16 protein-coding genes and 1 tRNA gene are annotated in these 18,907 nt (G+C 63.9%); 12 read left to right on the forward strand and 5 right to left on the reverse strand.

Features of this window, described 5'->3' with window-relative positions:
* From BN60_RS28630 to BN60_RS06540, 3 genes are all read right to left on the reverse strand, one after another.
* Positions 1-989: 2OG-Fe(II) oxygenase (locus BN60_RS28630; protein ID WP_020695206.1), on the reverse strand; the 989-nt coding region annotated here is incomplete at its 3' end.
* Between the two features lie 67 nt (positions 990-1,056).
* Positions 1,057-1,131: transfer RNA gene (locus tag BN60_RS06535), tRNA-Val, on the reverse strand.
* 36 nt (positions 1,132-1,167) lie between these two features.
* Positions 1,168-1,869, reverse strand: a complete 702-nt coding sequence (locus BN60_RS06540) for an HAD-IA family hydrolase (RefSeq protein ID WP_020695207.1) — start codon at positions 1,867-1,869, stop codon at positions 1,168-1,170.
* 60 nt (positions 1,870-1,929) lie between these two features.
* Here BN60_RS06540 and glmU point away from each other — a divergent pair, with 60 nt between their 5' ends.
* Entirely contained in the window at positions 1,930-3,288 is a 1,359-nt protein-coding gene (gene glmU / locus BN60_RS06545) for a bifunctional UDP-N-acetylglucosamine diphosphorylase/glucosamine-1-phosphate N-acetyltransferase GlmU (RefSeq protein ID WP_020695208.1), read from the forward strand.
* Positions 3,289-3,315: 27 nt separating this feature from the next.
* Entirely contained in the window at positions 3,316-5,139 is a 1,824-nt protein-coding gene (gene glmS, locus BN60_RS06550; RefSeq protein WP_020695209.1) for a glutamine--fructose-6-phosphate transaminase (isomerizing), read from the forward strand.
* A 48-nt stretch (positions 5,140-5,187) separates the two neighbouring features.
* Here glmS and BN60_RS06555 read toward each other — a convergent pair whose 3' ends face one another.
* Positions 5,188-6,315 (reverse strand): EF-hand domain-containing protein, encoded by a 1,128-nt coding sequence (locus BN60_RS06555; RefSeq protein ID WP_020695210.1) that lies wholly within the window; start codon positions 6,313-6,315, stop codon positions 5,188-5,190.
* Between the two features lie 261 nt (positions 6,316-6,576).
* Between BN60_RS06555 and BN60_RS06560 the strand changes: the two genes are divergently transcribed.
* The 7 genes from BN60_RS06560 to BN60_RS06590 all read left to right on the forward strand — a co-directional run bounded on the left by BN60_RS06560 (position 6,577) and on the right by BN60_RS06590 (position 14,144).
* Positions 6,577-7,365, forward strand: a complete 789-nt coding sequence (locus BN60_RS06560) for an ABC transporter ATP-binding protein (RefSeq protein WP_043284964.1) — start codon at positions 6,577-6,579, stop codon at positions 7,363-7,365.
* On the forward strand, positions 7,366-8,079 hold the full coding sequence (locus BN60_RS06565; RefSeq protein WP_020695212.1) for an ABC transporter ATP-binding protein: 714 nt from the start codon (positions 7,366-7,368) through the stop codon (positions 8,077-8,079).
* Positions 8,080-8,089: 10 nt separating this feature from the next.
* Positions 8,090-8,995, forward strand: coding sequence for a branched-chain amino acid ABC transporter permease (locus BN60_RS06570; RefSeq protein WP_020695213.1), 906 nt, complete (start codon positions 8,090-8,092; stop codon positions 8,993-8,995).
* 3 nt (positions 8,996-8,998) lie between these two features.
* Complete coding sequence (locus BN60_RS06575; RefSeq protein ID WP_020695214.1) at positions 8,999-10,003, forward strand: branched-chain amino acid ABC transporter permease; 1,005 nt, start codon at positions 8,999-9,001, stop codon at positions 10,001-10,003.
* 189 nt (positions 10,004-10,192) lie between these two features.
* Positions 10,193-11,413 (forward strand): ABC transporter substrate-binding protein, encoded by a 1,221-nt coding sequence (locus BN60_RS06580; protein WP_043283687.1) that lies wholly within the window; start codon positions 10,193-10,195, stop codon positions 11,411-11,413.
* Positions 11,414-11,511: 98 nt separating this feature from the next.
* The gene (locus BN60_RS06585; protein ID WP_083855983.1) at positions 11,512-12,732 is read left to right on the forward strand and encodes an ABC transporter substrate-binding protein; all 1,221 of its coding nucleotides are present in this window, start codon (positions 11,512-11,514) and stop codon (positions 12,730-12,732) included.
* 191 nt (positions 12,733-12,923) lie between these two features.
* Positions 12,924-14,144 carry an ABC transporter substrate-binding protein gene (locus BN60_RS06590; protein WP_020695217.1) on the forward strand — a complete coding sequence of 407 codons (1,221 nt, stop codon included), beginning with the start codon at positions 12,924-12,926 and terminating at the stop codon, positions 14,142-14,144.
* A 57-nt stretch (positions 14,145-14,201) separates the two neighbouring features.
* Here the strand turns inward: BN60_RS06590 and BN60_RS06595 are convergent, their stop codons facing one another.
* Positions 14,202-14,630, reverse strand: coding sequence for an EF-hand domain-containing protein (locus tag BN60_RS06595; RefSeq protein WP_020695218.1), 429 nt, complete (start codon positions 14,628-14,630; stop codon positions 14,202-14,204).
* A 137-nt stretch (positions 14,631-14,767) separates the two neighbouring features.
* Between BN60_RS06595 and gor the strand changes: the two genes are divergently transcribed.
* From gor to BN60_RS06610, 3 genes are all read left to right on the forward strand, one after another.
* Positions 14,768-16,162 carry a glutathione-disulfide reductase gene (gene gor, locus BN60_RS06600; RefSeq protein ID WP_020695219.1) on the forward strand — a complete coding sequence of 465 codons (1,395 nt, stop codon included), beginning with the start codon at positions 14,768-14,770 and terminating at the stop codon, positions 16,160-16,162.
* 106 nt (positions 16,163-16,268) lie between these two features.
* The gene (locus tag BN60_RS06605) at positions 16,269-17,705 is read left to right on the forward strand and encodes a class II 3-deoxy-7-phosphoheptulonate synthase (protein ID WP_020695220.1); all 1,437 of its coding nucleotides are present in this window, start codon (positions 16,269-16,271) and stop codon (positions 17,703-17,705) included.
* A gap of 38 nt (positions 17,706-17,743) precedes the next feature.
* Complete coding sequence (locus tag BN60_RS06610) at positions 17,744-18,895, forward strand: nicotinate phosphoribosyltransferase (RefSeq protein ID WP_020695221.1); 1,152 nt, start codon at positions 17,744-17,746, stop codon at positions 18,893-18,895.
* Positions 18,896-18,907: the final 12 nt, after the last annotated feature.

Genomic DNA, 18,907 nt, shown 5'->3' on the forward strand with positions numbered 1-18,907 from the left:
TTGTGCAGGAGCGAGCAGGGAAAGACAGCGGCGGCCCCGGCGGGTGGGCTGACGCGCACGCCGGCATACTCGGGAAACACGAGTTCGCCGCCCTCGAAATCGTCGTTGAGGTTCAACGAAACGGCAAAGGCGCGGTCGGCCGTGGTCGGTGCGCCATTGTCGCGATGGGCGCCGAAGAAGTGCTCGCCTTCGGCGCTGTACGACAGGACGACGTGGGCATCGAAGGTAAACTGCTGGTCGAAGGCGAAGACCTTGGTGAGTTCGGGACCGATGCGGTAGGCCAACCGGTCGGAAACGGCCTTCTGCATCATCGGCTCGACGATCATATAGTCTTCGGTGCGCTTCAGCTCGGTCATGTTGACGGTGCCGTAGCGGCTGGAAACGCCCCCATCCTGGCGATCGCCCTTGTTCCACAGGCGGATGAGCTGGGTGCAGAAATCCGGCTCGAAGACACGCGGCAGGACCAGCACCGGCGCCATGGCGGTGTTGAGCCGCACGTCCGAACCGGCGTTGGCGCGCACGGAATCGGCCAGGGTCCCGATGGCTTCGGTGGTTGCCGCGAGCACACGCGTGTCGAAGGTGCCGGCGACGCGCTGGTTGGGATCGAGGACGATCGTACGCTGGCGTAGCCCCATGCCTTGGCCAAAGGAGACGGCGCCGCCCTGAGAAAGCAGGGCAGGCAGGAACTGGCCCTTTTGATCGAGCAGCAGCAGCGGGTTTTCCGGCTCGGCGCCGAACTTCTTCCAGGCGGCGGCCGCCGCCGGTGTCTGGCTGGCAGAGACCACGACCAGTCGTGACGCCGCGGCCGTGCACGCAGCGCGTAGCGCCGCGAAGGGTTCCGCATCGATCAAGCCGAGATCGGCGACGGCCAGCAGGACTACAGGGTCGCCGGTGAAGGACCAGACGAACTTGCGCAGCTTGCCGTCGAGTCCGGGCAGCACGAAATCCGGAAGGCGATCACCGACTCGGAGCGACAGGGCGTTGGTCATGGATCGGTCGGCTGCAGAACCTGGAACTAGGGCCCCGAAGCCAGTGCCTCGGAGCCCTATGAAACCATGGTGGGCGCTGTAGGGATTGAACCTACGACCCCACCCGTGTGAAGGGTGTGCTCTCCCGCTGAGCTAAGCGCCCGGGAAGGGGGGCGTATAGGGCCTGTTGACCGAATCGTCAACGGCTCCCTGCCGCGAGTCGGCCCAGTGCGGCGGGCAAGGCATCGAAGCGGTCGATGACGGCATCGGCGCCGAGTTCGCTGGCAGGGCGGGCCGTGTAGCCCCAGCTCACCAGCACCGCCGGCAGGCCTGCGCCGCGCGCGGCCTCGGCATCGTGGATCGAATCGCCGATCATCACGGCGCGTTTGGGATCGCAGCCCATACGCTCCAGCAGCATCAGGATGTGTCGCGGGTCGGGCTTGCGGACCGGGAAGCTGTCGGCGCCGGCTACGTCGCTGATCGGCGGCATCAGCTTCAGGTGCTCCAGGATCATGCGCGAGGGCTTCTCGAACTTGTTGGTGCAGACACCCTGCTTCAGTCTCTGCCCGGCGAAGTGGGCCACGACTTCCGCGACGCCAGCAAACGCAGTCGTATTGCTGATCGGGTCGGCCTCGTAATAGCGCACGAACTCGCGCGTCACGGCGCTCAGCGCCGCATCGTCCAGCACCTTGCCGTACTTGGCGAAGGCCTTGCCCATGGTGACCTTGCTGCCCTGGCCCATGAATATCCGTACATCTTCCTCCGAAACCGGCGGCAGGCCGTGGTCGGCCAGGACGTGGCTGACGGCCAGTTCCATGTCCTTGGCGCTGTCGATCAGGGTGCCGTCGAGGTCGTAGAGGACGGTATCGAAACGGGCGGCGATGAGCTTGTCGGTATCCATGCAGACTCCTCTAGCACATCCGCCTTGCCCGGCTGCCAGCCGCATGGCATCGGACGGGGCATGAAATCGCCTATCGCTGTGGTCGTGTTGGCCGCCGGAGCCGGCACGCGCATGAAGTCGGCTCTGCCGAAGGTCCTGCATCCGCTGGCCAACCGGCCGATGCTGCGGCACGTGCTGGCCAATGTGATGGCTCTGAAGCCAGCACGCATTGTGGGGGTCGTTGCTCCTGGTGCCCGCGACGTGATGGCGGCCTTCGCGCCGCATGCGACCGTGGTGCAGAAGAAGCCGCTAGGCACCGGCGATGCGGCCAAAGCCGCCCTCGGTGCGCTGCGTGGCCATACCGGCCCCGTCCTCGTCGTGTTCGGCGATGCACCGCTCGTGACGTCGGCCTCGTTGAAACGGCTGCTGTCTGCCTGCGCCAAGGAGCGCGCGGCCGTGGGCGTGCTGGGCTTCGTCGCCGGCGATCCGTCGCCTTATGGCCGGCTGATCGTCCAACGCGGCATGCTGGAGAAGATCGTCGAGAGCAAGGATGCGGACGAGATCGAGCGGACCGTCGATTTCTGCAATTCCGGCGTGATGTGCCTGGACGGGCGCCTGATCGCCGGCCTGCTGGCAGGCATCAAGAACAAGAATGCGAAGCGCGAATTCTACCTCACGGACGCGGTCGCGCTGGCACGTGCCGCCAGCCACAAGGCCATCGCCGTCGAGGGGGAGGAAGCGGAGTTCCAGGGGATCAACTCGCGGGCCGAGCTGGCAGTCGCCGAGCGGGCCCTCCAGCAGCGCCTGCGCGCTGCGGCGATGATGGGTGGCGTGACGATGATCGATCCTGACACTGTCTGGTTATCGGCTGATACCAAGTTTGCAAACGACATCGTCATCGGCCCCAACGTGCGCTTCGGTCCGGGCGTCGAGATTGCGGCCGACGTCGAAATCAAGGCTTTCTGCGACATCGAAGGGGCGCGCATCGGGCGCGGCGCCATCGTCGGGCCTTTCACGCGCATCCGGCCGGGCTCGGAGGTGGCCGAGGATGCTCACATCGGCAACTTCGTCGAGCTCAAGGCCACGCGCATGGGGCGCGGCGCCAAGGCCAACCACTTGGCCTATCTTGGCGATGCCGACATTGGCGCTGCGAGCAATATCGGGGCGGGAACCATCGCCGTGAACTACGATGGCTTCGGTAAATGGCGCACCGTCATAGCGGACGATGTTTTCATCGGCTCCAACAGTTCTCTTGTGGCGCCGGTCCGTATTGGCAAGGGGGCTAATGTGTCGGCTGGCAGCGTCGTGACCGAGGATGTTCCCGAGGGGGCGCTGGCCTTCGGGCGAGCCCGCCAAGTGACAAAGGAGGGGCGGGCGGCGCCGCTTCGTGCGAAACTCAAAGCTCGCGCGGCGGCGGCCAAGCGCGGCAAGAAGAAATAGCCACTCCTCAGCCCGGACCCCCTTCCCATGTGCGGCATCATCGGCATTATCGGCAAAGCGCCCGTCACGCCTCTGCTCGTCGACGCGCTCAAGCGGCTCGAATATCGCGGCTACGATTCGTCGGGTGTCGCCACCCTGGTGAACGGCCACATCGACCGTCGTCGGGCGGAGGGCAAGCTGGTCAACCTCGAAGCCCGGCTGGCGTCAGAACCGCTGCCCGGGACCATCGGCATCGGCCACACGCGCTGGGCGACGCATGGCAAGCCGTCGGAGCGCAATGCCCATCCCATCGCCACCGATCGGGTCGCCGTTGTCCATAACGGCATCATCGAGAACTTTCAGGAGCTGAAGGGCGAGCTTGTCGCCGAGGGCCGGCACTTCGACAGCGACACCGACACCGAGGTCGTCGCCCAGCTCATCACCTCCTATCTCGAAAAGCAGATGTCGCCGGAGCAGGCGATGGGCAAGGCGATGGAGCGTCTGCGCGGCGCCTTTGCGCTCGCCATCCTGTTCAGCGGCCGGCACGACATCCTGATGGGCGCCCGCCGCGGCAGCTCGCTGGCGGTGGGCTACGGTGACGGCGAGATGTATGTCGGCACCGATGCGCTGGCGCTGGCGCCGTTCACGCGGCAGGTGAGCTACCTCGAGGACGACGACTGGGTCGTGCTGCGCGCCGATGGCTGCACCGTCTATCAGGGTGGCTTCGAAGTGAAGCGCGAGGTCCGCCAGAGCGGAATCTCCGGAGCGATGATCGGCAAGGGCAACCATCGCCACTTCATGCTGAAGGAGATCCACGAACAGCCTGCGGTCATTGGCGACACCCTGCAGACCTATCTCGATCCGGCCACGCGCTCCGTCACCCTGCCGGTGCTGCCGTTCGACTGGAACAAAGTGAGCCGCATCACCATGACGGCCTGCGGCACGGCCTACTATGCCTGCATGGTCGCAAAATACTGGTTCGAGGGTCTGGCCCGGCTGTCGGTCGAGGTCGAGGTCGCGTCGGAACTGCGCTACCGCGAGCCGCCGCTGCCCGAGGGCGGGGTCTGCATCGCCGTTTCCCAGTCGGGCGAGACGGTCGATACCCTGGCCGCCATCCGCTACGCCAAGGCGAACAAGCAGACGATCCTTTCCGTGGTGAACGTGCCGGAAAGCGCCATTGCCCGCGAATCGCATCTGGTGCTGCCGACGCTCGCCGGACCGGAGATCAGCGTCGCCTCGACCAAGGCCACGACGACGCAGCTCACGGTGCTGCTCTGTCTGGCGATTGCCGCCGGCCGGGCCAGGGGGACGCTCTCTCCCGAGGCCGAAGCGCGGCTGGCGCTGGCGCTGATCGAGCTGCCGGCACACGTCAATCAGGCTTTGAACATGGAGGAAGAGTACCGGCGCGTCGCCGAGACGGTGCTCGCCGAGGCGCGCGACGTGCTCTACCTCGGCCGCGGCTCGTCCTTCCCGATCGCGCTGGAGGGGGCGCTGAAGCTGAAGGAGATTTCCTACATCCACGCCGAGGGCTACGCGGCCGGCGAGATGAAGCACGGCCCGATTGCGTTGATCGACGAGACCGTGCCGGTGGTCGTGGTGGCGCCTACGGACGCGATCTTCGACAAGACCGCGTCGAACTTCGAGCAGGCCAAGGCGCGGGGCGGCAAGCTGGTCCTGTTGAGCGATGCTGCAGGCGTGGGGCGCCTCGGCAACCAAGCCGTAGTTTCCCTGACCCTGCCGACGGTCGACCCCGTGGTGGCGCCGATCCTCTACACGGTTCCGGTGCAGTTGCTGGCGTATTACACGGCCGTTGCCAAGGGCACCGACGTCGACCAGCCGCGCAATCTCGCCAAGAGCGTCACGGTCGAATGACTCTCCGTCTTCCCGCGATGCGGGAAGACGGCGGTAGATCGGAAAAAGTTAGCGCGTGCCTTGCGGCAAGCCAGGCGCAAGGCCCGGCGCAGGAGCGGGCGCCGGAGCAGGCTGCCCACCACGCGGTTGGGCCGGGCGTGGCTGTGCAGGCTGGGCCGGCTGCAGCGTCTGGATGAGCGCCCGGACCTTGGCCGCTTCACCTTCCTGCGCCTTCTTGAATTCGTCTTCGCTCAGGAAGCGATCCTTGTTGCTGTCGATCTCCAGGAACTGCTTCAGCGCGTAAGCGGTGAGCTCGACGCGGTCAAGCTGGCCATCCTTGTTGGTGTCGATCTCGGCGAACTTGCGCAGCGCGATCTGCTTGCGCAGATCGAAGGGCAGGAGATTCTTGGCCTGCGGGCCATCGGCCGGGCCGGCCATCACCAGGTATTCCTGCTGGTTGACCTTGCCGTCGTTGTTCTTGTCGAGCTGGTCGGCCGAACGCATCTGCATATCGATGAACTCGTTCAAGGTCATCAGACCCTGGCGGCGGCGCGCTTCGGCCTGTTGGCGCTCCTGGGCCTCGCGCTGCAAGGAGCGCTGGACGATCAGGCGGACTTCCGGCTCGGTGACCTTGTTGTCGCGGTCGGTATCGTAGTTGTTGAACTCCGAGTGAACCAGCGCCTCGGCTTCGCCACGCTCGACGAAACCATCGCGGTTGGTGTCGAGGTTCTGGAATTCGGCCCGTGCCCGTGTCTTACGCTCCTCGAGCGGCGGCAGATTCGGCACATCGGGGGTCATCGGCGGTTCGGTGACCTTCAGGAACTCTTCGAGCGACAGCTTGTTGTCCTTGTTAGCGTCGAGCTGCTCGAACGACTTCATGCGGTACTTCAGGAAGTCCGCACGTGTGACCTCGCCCTTCTTGTTGACGTCGATATCGACGAACCACTGCGGCAGGGGAATCGCGGGCGGAGTCGCACCGGCCTGCCCCGGTGCTGCAGGAGCGGTAGCTGCGGGCGCGCCGGCTGCGGGAGGCGTGGCGCCTGCTGCCGGAGGAGTCGCGGGAGCGGCCGCCGGCGGCTTGTTCGCGGGCCAGCCTTGAGTAGGCGGCGTCTGCGGCGGTGTCTGCTGGGCGACTGCGGGAGCGGTGAGGCAGGTAGCAGTGAGAAGGAAAAGCGACGGACGAAAAAGACGATGCATCGGCGGTAGACCCGCTTTGGGAGGGGAGGTTTCGTATCGGTTGCAATGCGTTCGCTGTCAATGTCCGCAGAGCGGCGACATCCTGCGGCGCAATCACGCCGAAAGCATGGCGCCGCGCCATTTGAGTTGCGTCCCACATTGGGATACGCCATCGTGAAGTATTGAGATGACTCCGAAGAAGGGTCGCAAGTACTTGGGAGGCAAGGGTTATTTCGACATGTTGGCATGCGATTTGTGCCGACAGTCGAAACCGGCACAATTATGGCAGCACCGTCCTCATCTCGCGGCTCGGCGCTTTTGAGCGTCCGTGACGTTTCCGTCCGCTTCGGGGGAATCGTGGCCCTCGACGGCGTCAGTTTCGACGTCTTTCCCGGCCAGATCGCCGGTCTGATCGGTCCCAACGGGGCTGGGAAGACGACGCTCTTCAACTGCCTCAGTCGCCTCTACACGCCGCACAGTGGCGATGTCCGGTTCGAAGGCCAGTCGATCCTGAAGCGTCCGCGCCACGACATCCCTCATATCGGCATCGGCCGTACGTTCCAGAACGTGGCGCTGTTCGACAGGATGTCCGTTCTCGACAACGTGAAGGTCGGTTGCCACTCCGTCAGCTCAACCTCCTTCTTCGAGAACGCGCTGCGCCTGCCCAAGGTCAAGGGCGAGGAGGAGCGCATCACCAAACGGGCCATGGAACTGATCGAGTTCATGGACCTCCTGCCTTTTACAATGGCGATGGCTGGGCCGCTGCCGTTCCCGATCCGCAAGCGCGTCGAACTGGCGCGCGCGCTGGCTTCCAGCCCCAAGCTGCTGCTGCTGGACGAGCCGGCCGCCGGGCTGAACCACGATGAGATCGAGGTCTTGAAGGGGCAGATCAAGCGGGTGCGCGAAACCCAGCACGTCACCGTGCTGCTGGTCGAGCATCACATGAGCCTCGTCATGTCGGTGTCCGACAAGGTGGTTGCCATCGACTTCGGCAAGAAGATCGCCGACGGCACGCCGGCGGAGGTGCAGCGCGATCCTGAAGTGATCCGCGCCTATCTGGGGACTGCGTAAATGGCGGCACTGCTCGAAGTCAGTGGGCTGAAAGCCTTCTACGGCCAGACCCAGTCTCTCTACGATGTCGGGTTCGACATCCCGACTGGCGGCATCACCACTCTGCTGGGGGCCAACGGCGCCGGCAAGACGACGACGCTCCGCGCCATCTGCAACATGGTACGCACCGACGGCACCATCCGCTTCGATGGCAAGAATATCCGCGGTATGGCCACCGAAGAAATCGTGCGGCAGCGGATCGCCCACGTGCCCGAGGGCCGCGGCACCTTCACGACGCTCACTGTCGACGAGAATCTCCGGATCGCCGCCTATACGCGGCGCGACAAGCAGGCCGTCAAGGACGAGCTCGAGCGGGTCTTTGCCTATTTCCCCCGTCTCAAGGAGCGCATCCAGCAACAGGCCGGAACGCTCTCGGGCGGCGAGCAGCAAATGCTGGCGATTGCCCGCGCGCTGATGCTGAAGCCCCGCCTGATGCTGCTTGATGAACCGTCGTTCGGTCTGGCGCCGCTGATCGTGCAGGAGATCTTTCGCATCCTGCGGCGCATCAACGAGGAGGAGAAGGTGAGCATCTTGCTGGTCGAGCAGAATGCTGCCTTGGCGCTCGATCTGGCTACCCACGCCTACGTTCTCGAAACCGGCAAGGTCGTGATGTCCGGTCCATCCGACGTCGTGAAGAACGACGAGAACGTCCGCAAGTCCTATCTCGGCTACTGAGGCACAGACCATGGAACAGTTCCTCCAGCAGATCGCCTCGGGCCTGGCCAACGGTGCCATCTATGCCTGCGTCGCCCTGGCGCTGGTGATGATCTACGTGTCGACGGACCACATCAATTTCGCCCAGGGCGAGATGGCGATGTTCTCGACCTATCTGAGCTGGCAGCTCATGACCTGGGGCCTGAGCTTCTGGGCGGCCTTCATCGTGGCCGTGGCGCTCTCCTTCGTGATGGGCGTACTGATCGAACGGTTGATCCTGAGACCGCTGCATAGCGCGCCGGTGCTGTCGATCATCGTAGTGTTCATCGGCCTGCTGGCGATCTTCAATTCGGTCGCGGGCGCCATCTGGAGCTACCTGATCAAGGAATTTCCTTCGCCGTTTCCGAAGTCGAGCTTCGGCATCGCCGGCGTGATCGGGCCGCACCAGTTGGGCGTCGTGGTCGTGACGCTGCTCGTGCTGGGCCTGCTGTTCGTCTTCTTCCGCTACACCCCGCTCGGGCTGGCGATGCGGGCAGCCGCGCAGAATCCACAGATGGCGCGCCTGGTTGGCGTGCGCGTCGACTGGATGCTGGCGCTGGGCTGGGGACTTGCCTCTTCGATCGGCGCGGTCGCGGGCATCATGGTGGCGCACATCGTTTACCTCGATCCCAATATGATGGCCGGCATTCTGCTCTATGCTTTCGCCAGCGCCCTGGTCGGAGGCATCTCGAACCCTGCCGGCGCGGTCGCGGGCGGGTTTATCGTCGGCGTGCTCGAAAACATGGTGGCCTACGCCGGCAACCAGATCGAGAAAGCGACCGGCATCTACATCATCGGCAACGGCGAGAAGCTCACCGTCGCCCTGATCATCGTCATCTTTGTCCTGACCGTGAAACCCGCCGGCCTGTTCGGCCGCGTCGTCGTGAAGAGGGTCTGAGGTATGGCCAGCGCGTCGAAAAAGTGGGTTCTCGGCATCGTCGTCTTGGCGTTCGTCGTTCCGCTCCTGAAGCCGTTCTTTCCTGACTTGATCTCGGACTATCGGCTGTTCCTGGTCAGCACCATGATCATCGCCTCGATCGCGGTGCTGGGGCTGAACCTGCTGACGGGCTTCAACGGCCAGTTCTCGCTGGGCCATGGCGCCTTCTACGCGGTGGGCGCCTACACCGCCGCCATTCTGATGGATCAGTTGAGCGTGCCCTACTGGGCGACGATCCCGGCAGCGGCGATCGTCTGTTTCATCGTAGGTTATCTGTTCGGTCTGCCGGCGCTGAAGCTCGAGGGCCACTACCTCGCGCTCGCGACCTTCGCGCTCGCCTTGGCGGTACCGCAGATCCTGAAATACAAGTGGCTCGAGGGCCTGACCGGCGGCGTGCAGGGCATCGTACTGATGAAGCCCGAGGTGCCGTTCGGCCTGCCGCTGACGGAAGACCAGTGGCTCTACTATTTCTGCCTGATCGTGATGGTGGTGTTGTTCTGGGCGGCCGCCAACATGCTGAACAGCCGCAGCGGACGCGCCATGATGGCGATTCGCGACCAGTACATGGCGGCCGACACGATGGGCATCGACACCGCCCTCTACAAGACCGTCACCTTCGGCATCAGCGCGGCCTATACCGGCATCGCCGGTGCGCTTTCGGCGTCGGCCATCGCCTTCGTCGCACCCGACAGCTTCAACATCTTCCTGTCGATCAAGTTCCTGATCGGCCTGGTGGTGGGCGGCATCGGCTCACTGACCGGCTCGGTGATCGGCGGCGTCTTCTACGTGCTGGTCGACAACTCCGCTCAGGCACTCTCGCAGTTCGTGAAGAACGATCTTGGGGTGCCGTTCGACCTCTCGGCCTATACCGTTTTCGGCGTTCTGCTGATCGCGATTATTTACCTGATGCCGATGGGAATTGCGGGCGGTGTTGCCATCGCCTGGCGCAAGATCAGGGGCGCCCGGTAAGGGCGAAGCGCAATCGGAGTCTCCACTCGCATAGCGAGTGGAGAGGGGCGGTCTGCCCGAATCGTGTGCAGATGAGACGAACGCCCGGTTGTATCGACCGCAGCGTCGCACGCACTTAATGCCTCTTTAATTCGCCCATATTTCGGGCGAACATCATTCTTAGCCTATGAATAAAGGGAGGGTGTAAACGTGAAGACGAGTAGACGTGGTTTTGTAGGTGGTGCGTCCGCACTGGCGTTGTTCTCCGGCTCGACAGCCGCATTCGCCCAGAAGAAGTATTCCGATGGCGCGAGCGATACGGAAATCAAGATCGGCCACACCGGCCCCTATAGCGGCCCCGCATCATCCTATGGACAGATCGGCAAGACGCTCGAAGCCTATTGGAAGAGCGTGAACGATGCAGGCGGCGTCAACGGCCGCAAGGTCAAGTTCCTGACGCTCGACGACGGCTACAATCCGGCGAAGATCGTGGAACTGACCCGCCAGCTCGTCGAGCAGGAAAAGGTGCTGTGCCTTTTCAATACGCTCGGCACGGCCAACAACACCGCCATCCACAAGTACATGAACCAGAAGAAGGTGCCGCAGCTCTATGTGGCGACTGGCGCATCGAAGTGGGGCAAGCCCAAGGAATTCCCGTGGACGATGGGCTTCCAGCCCGACTACCACACCGAGGGCGTGATCTATGCCAAGCACATTCTGGCGAATGTGAAGGATGCGAAGATCGGCGTGCTGATGCAGAACGACGATTACGGCAAGGATTACTGGGACGGCTTCAAAGAAGGCCTGGGCAAGGATGCCAACAAGGTCGTGAAGCACGTGACCTTCGAAGTCACCGATCCCACGGTCGACAGCCAGATCATCCAGCTGAAGGACTCCGGCGCCAACGTCTTCTTCAACATCGCCACGCCCAAGGCGGCCGCGCAGGCGATCCGTAAGGCGGCCGATATCGGCTGGAAGCCGGTACAGTATCTCAACAACGTGTCGGCGTCGGTCGGCTCGGTGATGAAGCCCGCGGGCCTGGACAACAGCCAGGGCATCATCACGGCGCAGTATCTCAAGGACCCGACCGACAAGCAGTGGGAGAACACCGACGACTTCAAGGCCTGGATCGCCTGGATGGACAAGTGGATGCCGGGCTCCAACAAGGCCGACGCCAATCACGTGTTCGGCTTCGCGGTCGCCAGCCTGATGCACGAGACTCTGAAGAAGTGCGGCAACGAGCTGACGCGCGAGAACGTCATGCGACAGGCGGCTAACTTCCAGAAGTACAAGCTGCCGCTGCTTCTGCCGGGCATCACCATCAACACCAGCCCGACGGATTTCTATCCGATCCAGTCGGTGCAGCTTGCCCGCTTCAAGGGCGAAAGCTGGGATCTGTTCGGCGACATCATGTCGGCCGAAGGTTCCTGAGAGGCACAGAGACAAATGCCGGGAAGGCCGCCGAAAGGCGGCCTTCTCTTTTTTGCCCCATTCGGCAGGCAAGCACGCGCCCGGTTTTTGTCGGGGGTATGTGCATGCGTAGGCGTGGTTTCGTAGGCGGGGCATCCGCTGCGACGTTGCTTCTTGCTTCGGGGGCGGCCGGCCAGAAGAAATACGACGACGGCGCCAGCGATACGGAAATCAAGATCGGCCATACCGGCCCGTACAGTGGGCCGGCTTCTTCCCTCGGTATCATCGGCAAGTGCATCGACGCCTATTGGAAGAGCGTGAACGATACGGGCGGCATCAACGGTCGCAAGATCCGTTTCATGTCCCTCGACGACGGCTATTCGCCTGCCAAGACCGTGGAGCTCGTGCGCCGGCTCGTCGAACAGGAGAAGGTGTTCTGCCTGTTCGATACGCTCGGAACGCCCAGCAACACGGCGATCCACAAATATCTGAACCAGAAGAAGGTGCCGCAGCTTTACGTCGCCTCCGCGGCATCGAAGTGGGGCAAGCCCAAGGAATACCCTTGGACGATGGGCTTTCAGCCCGACTACCACACCGAAGGGGCGATCTATGCGCGCCACATCCTGGCCAATGTCGTGGACCCGCGCATTGCCGTCCTGATGCAAAACGACGACTACGGCAAAGACTACTGGGAGGGCTTCAAGAAGGGCCTCGGTGCCGATGCCGCCCGCAGGGTCGTGAAGCACGTGACCTACGAGGTTGCCGATCCCACGGTCGACAGCCAGATGATCCAGCTCGCGGCTTCCGGCGCCAACGTCTTCTTCAACGTCACGACACCCAAGGCGGCCGCGCAGGCGATTCGCAAGGCGGCGGATCTCGGCTGGAAGCCCGTTCACTACCTCAACATCGTCTCGGCGTCGGTGGGAACCGTGATGAAGCCTGCCGGGCTGGAGAACGGGCAGGGCACCATTACCGCACAGTATCTCAAGGACCCGACCGATCCGCAGTGGGACGACGATCCCGAGATGACGGCATGGCGGGCCTGGATGAGCAGGTGGATGCCGGGCGCCGTTCAGGCCGACGCCAACTACGTCTTTGCCTATGCGGTCACCTCGCTGATGCACGAGACGCTGAAGAAGTGCGGCGACGACCTCACGCGCGCGAATCTGATGCGCCAGGCCGCCAGTCATCAGAAACTGCGTGTGCCGCTGCTGCTGCCGGGCATCACCGTCAACACCGGCCCTGCGGATTTCTACCCCGTCCAGTCCATGCGGCTCGCCCGCTTCAAGGGCGCGAGCTGGGATCTATTCGGCGACGTGCTGCACGCCGAGAGTGCCTGAACGCAGATGTCGGAGTGAGCAAGGGCCGTCGATATCCAGCGACGGCCTTCTCCCTTCTTGTGCGCTGCACCATCCAAATGGTCTCAACAGCTCGCGCGTTTTTCGCTTTCCAAGCCTCAAATTTCGCGCAACCCTGTTCTGCATAAAACACAAATCGGGGAGTTGAAGCGCGTCAAACCAAGGAGGCAACGTTGAAGACCAGCAGGCGTACTTTCCTGAGCGGCGTATCGACCGCCGCTGTCTTGTCCGCGTCAGGCGTAGCGTTTGCCCAGAAGAAGTACGACGAGGGAGCGACCGACAAAGAGATCAGGATCGGTCACACCAACCCCTATAGCGGGCCGGCCTCGGCGTATGGCGTGATCGGCAAGACGATCGAAGCTTATTGGAAGAGCGTGAACGAGGCGGGCGGCATCAATGGCCGCATGGTCAGGTTCCTCACCCGCGACGACGGCTACAATCCTTCCAAGACCGTCGAGATGATCCGCGAACTGGTCGAGCAGGAGAAGGTGCTCTGCACTTTCAACACGCTCGGTACGCCGACCAATACGGCGATCCACAAGTACATGAACCAGAAGAAGGTGCCGCAGCTCTTCGTCGCCACCGGCGCGTCGAAGTGGGGCAAGCCGAAGGAGTTTCCGTGGACGATGGGCTTCCAGCCCGATTACCACACCGAAGGCGTGATCTATGCCAAGCACATTCTGGCGAATGTGAAGGATCCGAAGATCGGCGTGCTGATGCAGAACGACGACTACGGCAAGGACTACTGGGAAGGCTTCAAGGAAGGCCTGGGCAAGGACGCCAACAGGGTGTCCAAGCATGTCACCTATGAGGTGACGGACCCGACAGTCGACAGCCAGGTGATTCAGCTGAAGGACTCCGGCGCCAACGTCTTCTTCAACATCTCGACGCCGAAGTTTGCCGCCCAGGCGATCCGCAAGGCCGCCGATATCGGTTGGAAGCCGGCGCAGTACCTCAACAACGTGTCAGCCTCGGTCGCTTCGACCATGAAGCCGGCAGGTTTCGAGAACAGCCAGGGCATCATCACCGCGGCCTATCTGATGGATCCCACGGACAAGCAGTGGGACGACAACGCCGACATGAAGGCGTGGCGGGCCTGGATGGCCAAGTCCAACCCACAGGGCAACGTGACCGACGCGTCGAACGTGTTCGCCTATGCCGTCTCCTTCCTGATGCACGAGACGCTGAAGAAGTGCGGTGACAACCTGACGCGCGCGAACGTCATGCGTCAGGCAGCCAATCACCAGAAGCTCAAGGTGCCGCTGCTGCTGCCAGGAATCACCGTCAGTACCAGCCCGACGGATTTCTATCCGATCCAGGCCGTCCAGCTTCAGCGCTTCCAGGGGGAGACCTGGCACCTGTTCGGCGATGTCATGCACGCCGAAAGCAGCTGATCTCCTGATTCCTCCGCTCCCGATCGCCCGCTGCGGCGGCCTTTGGGGGCGGAGGGACTATTTGCGCTGCAGCGCCTGGCGGCACTCGGCGGAGTCGATGCGGCCGTTCTTGTCGAGGTCGCAGCGCACGAAGTTGCGCTCGCCCTGGGCCATGAACTCCGCGAGCGTCACGACACCATCCTTGTCCGTGTCGAGACGCTGGAAGTAGCTCGACTGGCGGCTGGCCTGACGGTCGCTCGGCAGGACGCTGTTGCCGGCGGCCGGGGTGCGGGCAAAGAGTTCGTCCTGGCTCAACTTGCCGTCGCTATTGGTGTCGAGCCGCTTGAAACGGGCTTCCTGGCCCGCATTCCACTCGTCTCGGTCGACCGCACCATCCTTGTTGGTGTCGTAACGCATGACGCCACTGGTGTTGCTGCGGGATTGCTGGGCGAGAGCAGGGGCGGCCAGGCCGAGCACGGCCGCGGCGAGAAGGATGAGCTTGAGCATATCTATCCTATAGGTTGTGTCAGAGACAATCTATACAATCATAAGTCTCCTTACCGCGCCTTGTGAGCCCCGATATAGTCCGGCCCGCGACCGAATTATGGCCGCGTTGAGGTTTTGTTCTCCTCTGGGGATATCCCATGGCCTACGACTACGATCTTTTCGTCATCGGTGCCGGTTCGGGCGGCGTGCGCGCTTCGCGCATTGCGGCGGGCCATGGTGCGCGCGTCGGAATCTGCGAAGACTACCGCGTCGGCGGGACCTGCGTGATCCGCGGCTGCGTGCCGAAGAAGCTTCTGGTCTACGGGTCGAAGTTCGCGCACGAGTTCGAGGACGCCGAGGCCTTCGGCTGGACGGTGCCGGCGCCTACGCACTCCTGGCCGACCTTGCGGGACAATGTGAACAGGGAAGTGGATCGCCTGAACGCGGTCTACCTGCGGCTGCTCGACGGTGCCGGCGTGAAGCTGCATATGGGGCGCGGCCGCCTGATGGATCGCCATACGATTCAGGTCGGCGACGAGACCATCACTGCCGACAAGATTCTGATCGCCACCGGCGGCCACCCCGTGATCCCGCCGATTCCGGGCCGCGAACACGCCATAACCTCGAACGAAGCGTTCCACCTCGCCGAATTCCCCAGGCGCATCACCATCGTCGGTGGCGGCTACATCGCCGTGGAGTTCGCGGGCATCTTCAACGGCCTGGGGGCGAAGGTCGATCTGGTGTTGCGGCGCGATCGCGTGCTGCGCGGCTTCGACGAGGAATGCCGGACTTTCGTGCACCAGGCGTTGGGCGACAGCGGTATCCGGCTTCGCACCGAGATGGAGATCGGCCGCATCGTGGCGAAGGGCGCGGATGGCAAGAGCGGTCCCTTCGAGATCCACACCCCGCATGGCGGCATGTTCGAAACCGATTGCGTCCTGTACGCGACGGGGCGTGCGCCCAATACCTCGGGCCTCGGGCTGGAAAAGGCGGGCGTTCAGCTCGACAAGGCGGGGGCCATCGCCGTCGACGAATGGTCGAAGACGACCGCGGAGAATATCTGGGCCGTGGGCGACGTCACGGACCGGATCAACCTGACGCCGGTCGCCATCATGGAGGGGCACTGCTTTGCCGACACCGAGTTCGGCAACAAGCCGCGCAAGGCCGATCATCGCGACGTACCGTCGGCCGTCTTCTGCCAGCCCGAGCTTGCCAATGTCGGTCTGACCGAGGAGCAGGCGAAACTGCAACTGGGTGAGTTGCGCGTCTTTACGGCCGCCTTCCGGCCGATGAAGTACACGATCTCCGGTCGGCACCAGCGGACCTTCATGAAGCTGATCGTCGAGGCGGCGACCGACAAGGTCGTGGGCATCCACATGGTGGGCGACGATGCCGCCGAGCTAATCCAGGGGCTGGCCGTGGCTGTGAAGGCTGGGGCCACCAAGGCCCAGTTCGACGCCACCGTCGGCATCCATCCGACGGCCGGCGAGGAATTCGTCACCATGCGCACGGCACGGGCCGATTCGACTCCCGAAAGGGCAGCCGCAGAGTGATTTTTGGGCCTTCCGGCCCGGCTGGTCTTTTATCCACAGCGCGTATAGGTTCACCACCCCCGAAGCGGCCCCCTTTGTTCCTGGTCGCCGGGTTCAGGAGGAGTCGATGACCGCGATTCAGGGCCCATCCAAGGTGGCCGCGAAAGCGCAGTCCCGCAGTTCGAGTGCCGCCGACTGGTCGCTGACCAGTTGGCGCAGCAGGCCAGCCTTGCAGATGCCGGTCTATCCCGATGCTGCCGTCCTGGCGAATGCCGAGGCGCGTCTGCGCCGCTATCCGCCGCTGGTCTTTGCCGGCGAGGCGCGCAAGCTCAAGGGCGCTCTCGCCAAGGTCGCCAACGGCGAGGCCTTCCTGCTGCAGGGCGGCGACTGCGCCGAGAGCTTTGCCGACTTCACCGCCAACAACATCCGCGACACGTTCCGCGTGCTGCTGCAGATGGCCGTCGTGCTGACCTATGGCGCCGGCGTGCCCGTCGTGAAGGTCGGTCGCATGGCCGGCCAGTTCGCCAAGCCGCGCTCGTCCAATGTCGAGAAGATCGGCGACGTCGAGCTGCCATCCTACCGCGGCGACAACGTCAACGGCTTCGAGTTCACGGCCGCCGCACGCCTGCCCGATCCGGAGCGCATGGTGCAGGCCTATAACCAGTCGGCCGCGACCTTGAACCTGCTGCGCGCCTTCGCCCAGGGCGGCTATGCCGACCTGCACGAGGTCAACCGCTGGAACCTCGACTTCGTGCACAACTCGCCGTCGTCGGAGCGCTACCACGATCTTGCGGCCCGTCTCGACGAGACCTTGAACTTCATGGCCGCCTGCGGCCTCACCTCGGCGACGACGCCGCAGATCGCGGAGACCGACTTCTTCACCAGCCACGAGGCGCTGCTGCTGCAGTACGAGGAGGCGCTGACCCGCGTCGATTCGACCTCGGGCGACTGGTACGACTGCTCGGCCCATATGCTGTGGATCGGCGATCGCACGCGCCAGCCCGATGGCGCGCATGTCGAGTTCATGCGCGGCGTTCGCAACCCGATCGGCTTCAAGGCCGGCCCGACGATGCCGACCGACGACCTGCTGCGCCTGATCGATGCGCTGAACCCGAGCAACGAGGCGGGCCGCATCGTCATCATCGCGCGCATGGGCGCCGACAAGGTGGGCGACAAGCTGCCGGCCCTGGTGCGCACGCTGAAGCGCGAGGGGCGCTCGGTGGTGTGGTCGTGCGATCCCATGCACGGCAACACGGTCACGGCGTCCAACGGCAAGAAGACCCGCCACTTCGATGCCATCCTGAACGAGGTGAAAGCCTTCTTCGCGGTGCACCGCGCCGAGGGTACGCATCCCGGCGGCGTGCATTTCGAGATGACCGGCCAGGAAGTGACGGAGTGCATCGGCGGCTCGACCGACATCACGGTCGATAACCTCAACGAGCGCTACGAGACGCAATGCGACCCGAGGCTCAACGCCAGCCAGGCGCTGGAACTCGCATTTCTGCTGGCCGAGCAGCTCAAGGCCGAGCGCCTGTCGGCGACGAAGGTGCGTCCGGCCGTCTGAGCAACAAGAAGGCAGCGTAGGCGAGCCGGGGGAAGTCGATGACGACGCAGCCGAGCAACGGCGAGATCGAGCGTTATACCGATCACTATTTCAATCGCACGAAGCAGGTGATCGGCCGCTTTGGCGATGCCCGCGTAACCTACGCCGTCTTCATGCGCCGGCCGGTGGTCTTTGCGCCGCGGCTGGCGCTGGAGTGGCTGGAGGAGACCGGCCGGCAGCGCAACACCAAGGTCGAACTCGACCTGCGCTACGGCGAAGGCAAGTGGGTCGGCGCCGGCGAGCCGATGATGTACATCACCGGCTCCTTCTTCCATCTCGTCGATCTCGAGACGATCTTCCTGCAGAAGCTGGGGCCGTCCTGCGTCGCGGCCTACAACGCCTGGACCATGTGCGCCGATCTGCCGAAGGCTGCCTTCCTCGCCATGGATGCACGCCATTGCGCAGGCCGCGAGATGGCCGAGATGATGGCTTATGCCGCGTCCGTTGGCTCCGCCCGCGCCAAGCGCAAGGTGGGCGCCGTCGGCTTCATCGGGAACGCCACGCACGCCACGGCGCACTTCTTCGGCCGCGAGCAGGGGCTCGGCACCATGCCGCATGCATTGATCGGCTATGCCGGTTCGACCTTGCGGGCGGCAGAGATGTTTGCCGAGACGTTTCCCGGCGAGCCGATGACGGTGCTGGTCGACTACTTCGCGCAGGAGGTCTCGGACTCGCTCGAAGTCTGCCGCCGGTTCCCGGAGCTCGCTGCCAAGGGGATGCTCTCGTTCCGGCTCGACACGACGGGCGGCCGTTACGTCGAGGGCCTCGATCCGGCTTCGTCCTACGCCGTGCTGGAGCGCTTCTCGCCCGAATCGATTCGCGGCTACAGGAGCGAAGAGGAGTTGCGCTACCTCGTCGGTACGGGTGTTTCTGCCGCCGCGATTTTCCATCTGCGCGCCGAACTCGATCGTGCGGGCTTCAATGCCGTGAAGATCGTTGCCTCTTCGGGCTTCGGGCCGGCCAAGTGCCGCGTCATGGCCGAAGCCAAGGCGCCCATCGATGTGGTGGGCACGGGCTCGTTCCTGCCGTCCAACTGGACCGAGACCTACGCGACCGCCGACATCGTCGAATACAACGGCGAGAAGCGCGTGAAGATCGGCCGCGAGTTCCTGCATCGCGTCCGGCCCAACGGCAGCACCAAGCCGCTCTAAGCCTTCGGGAGA

The organism is Reyranella massiliensis 521 (assembly GCF_000312425.1).
Classification (GTDB): Bacteria; Pseudomonadota; Alphaproteobacteria; order Reyranellales; family Reyranellaceae; genus Reyranella; species Reyranella massiliensis.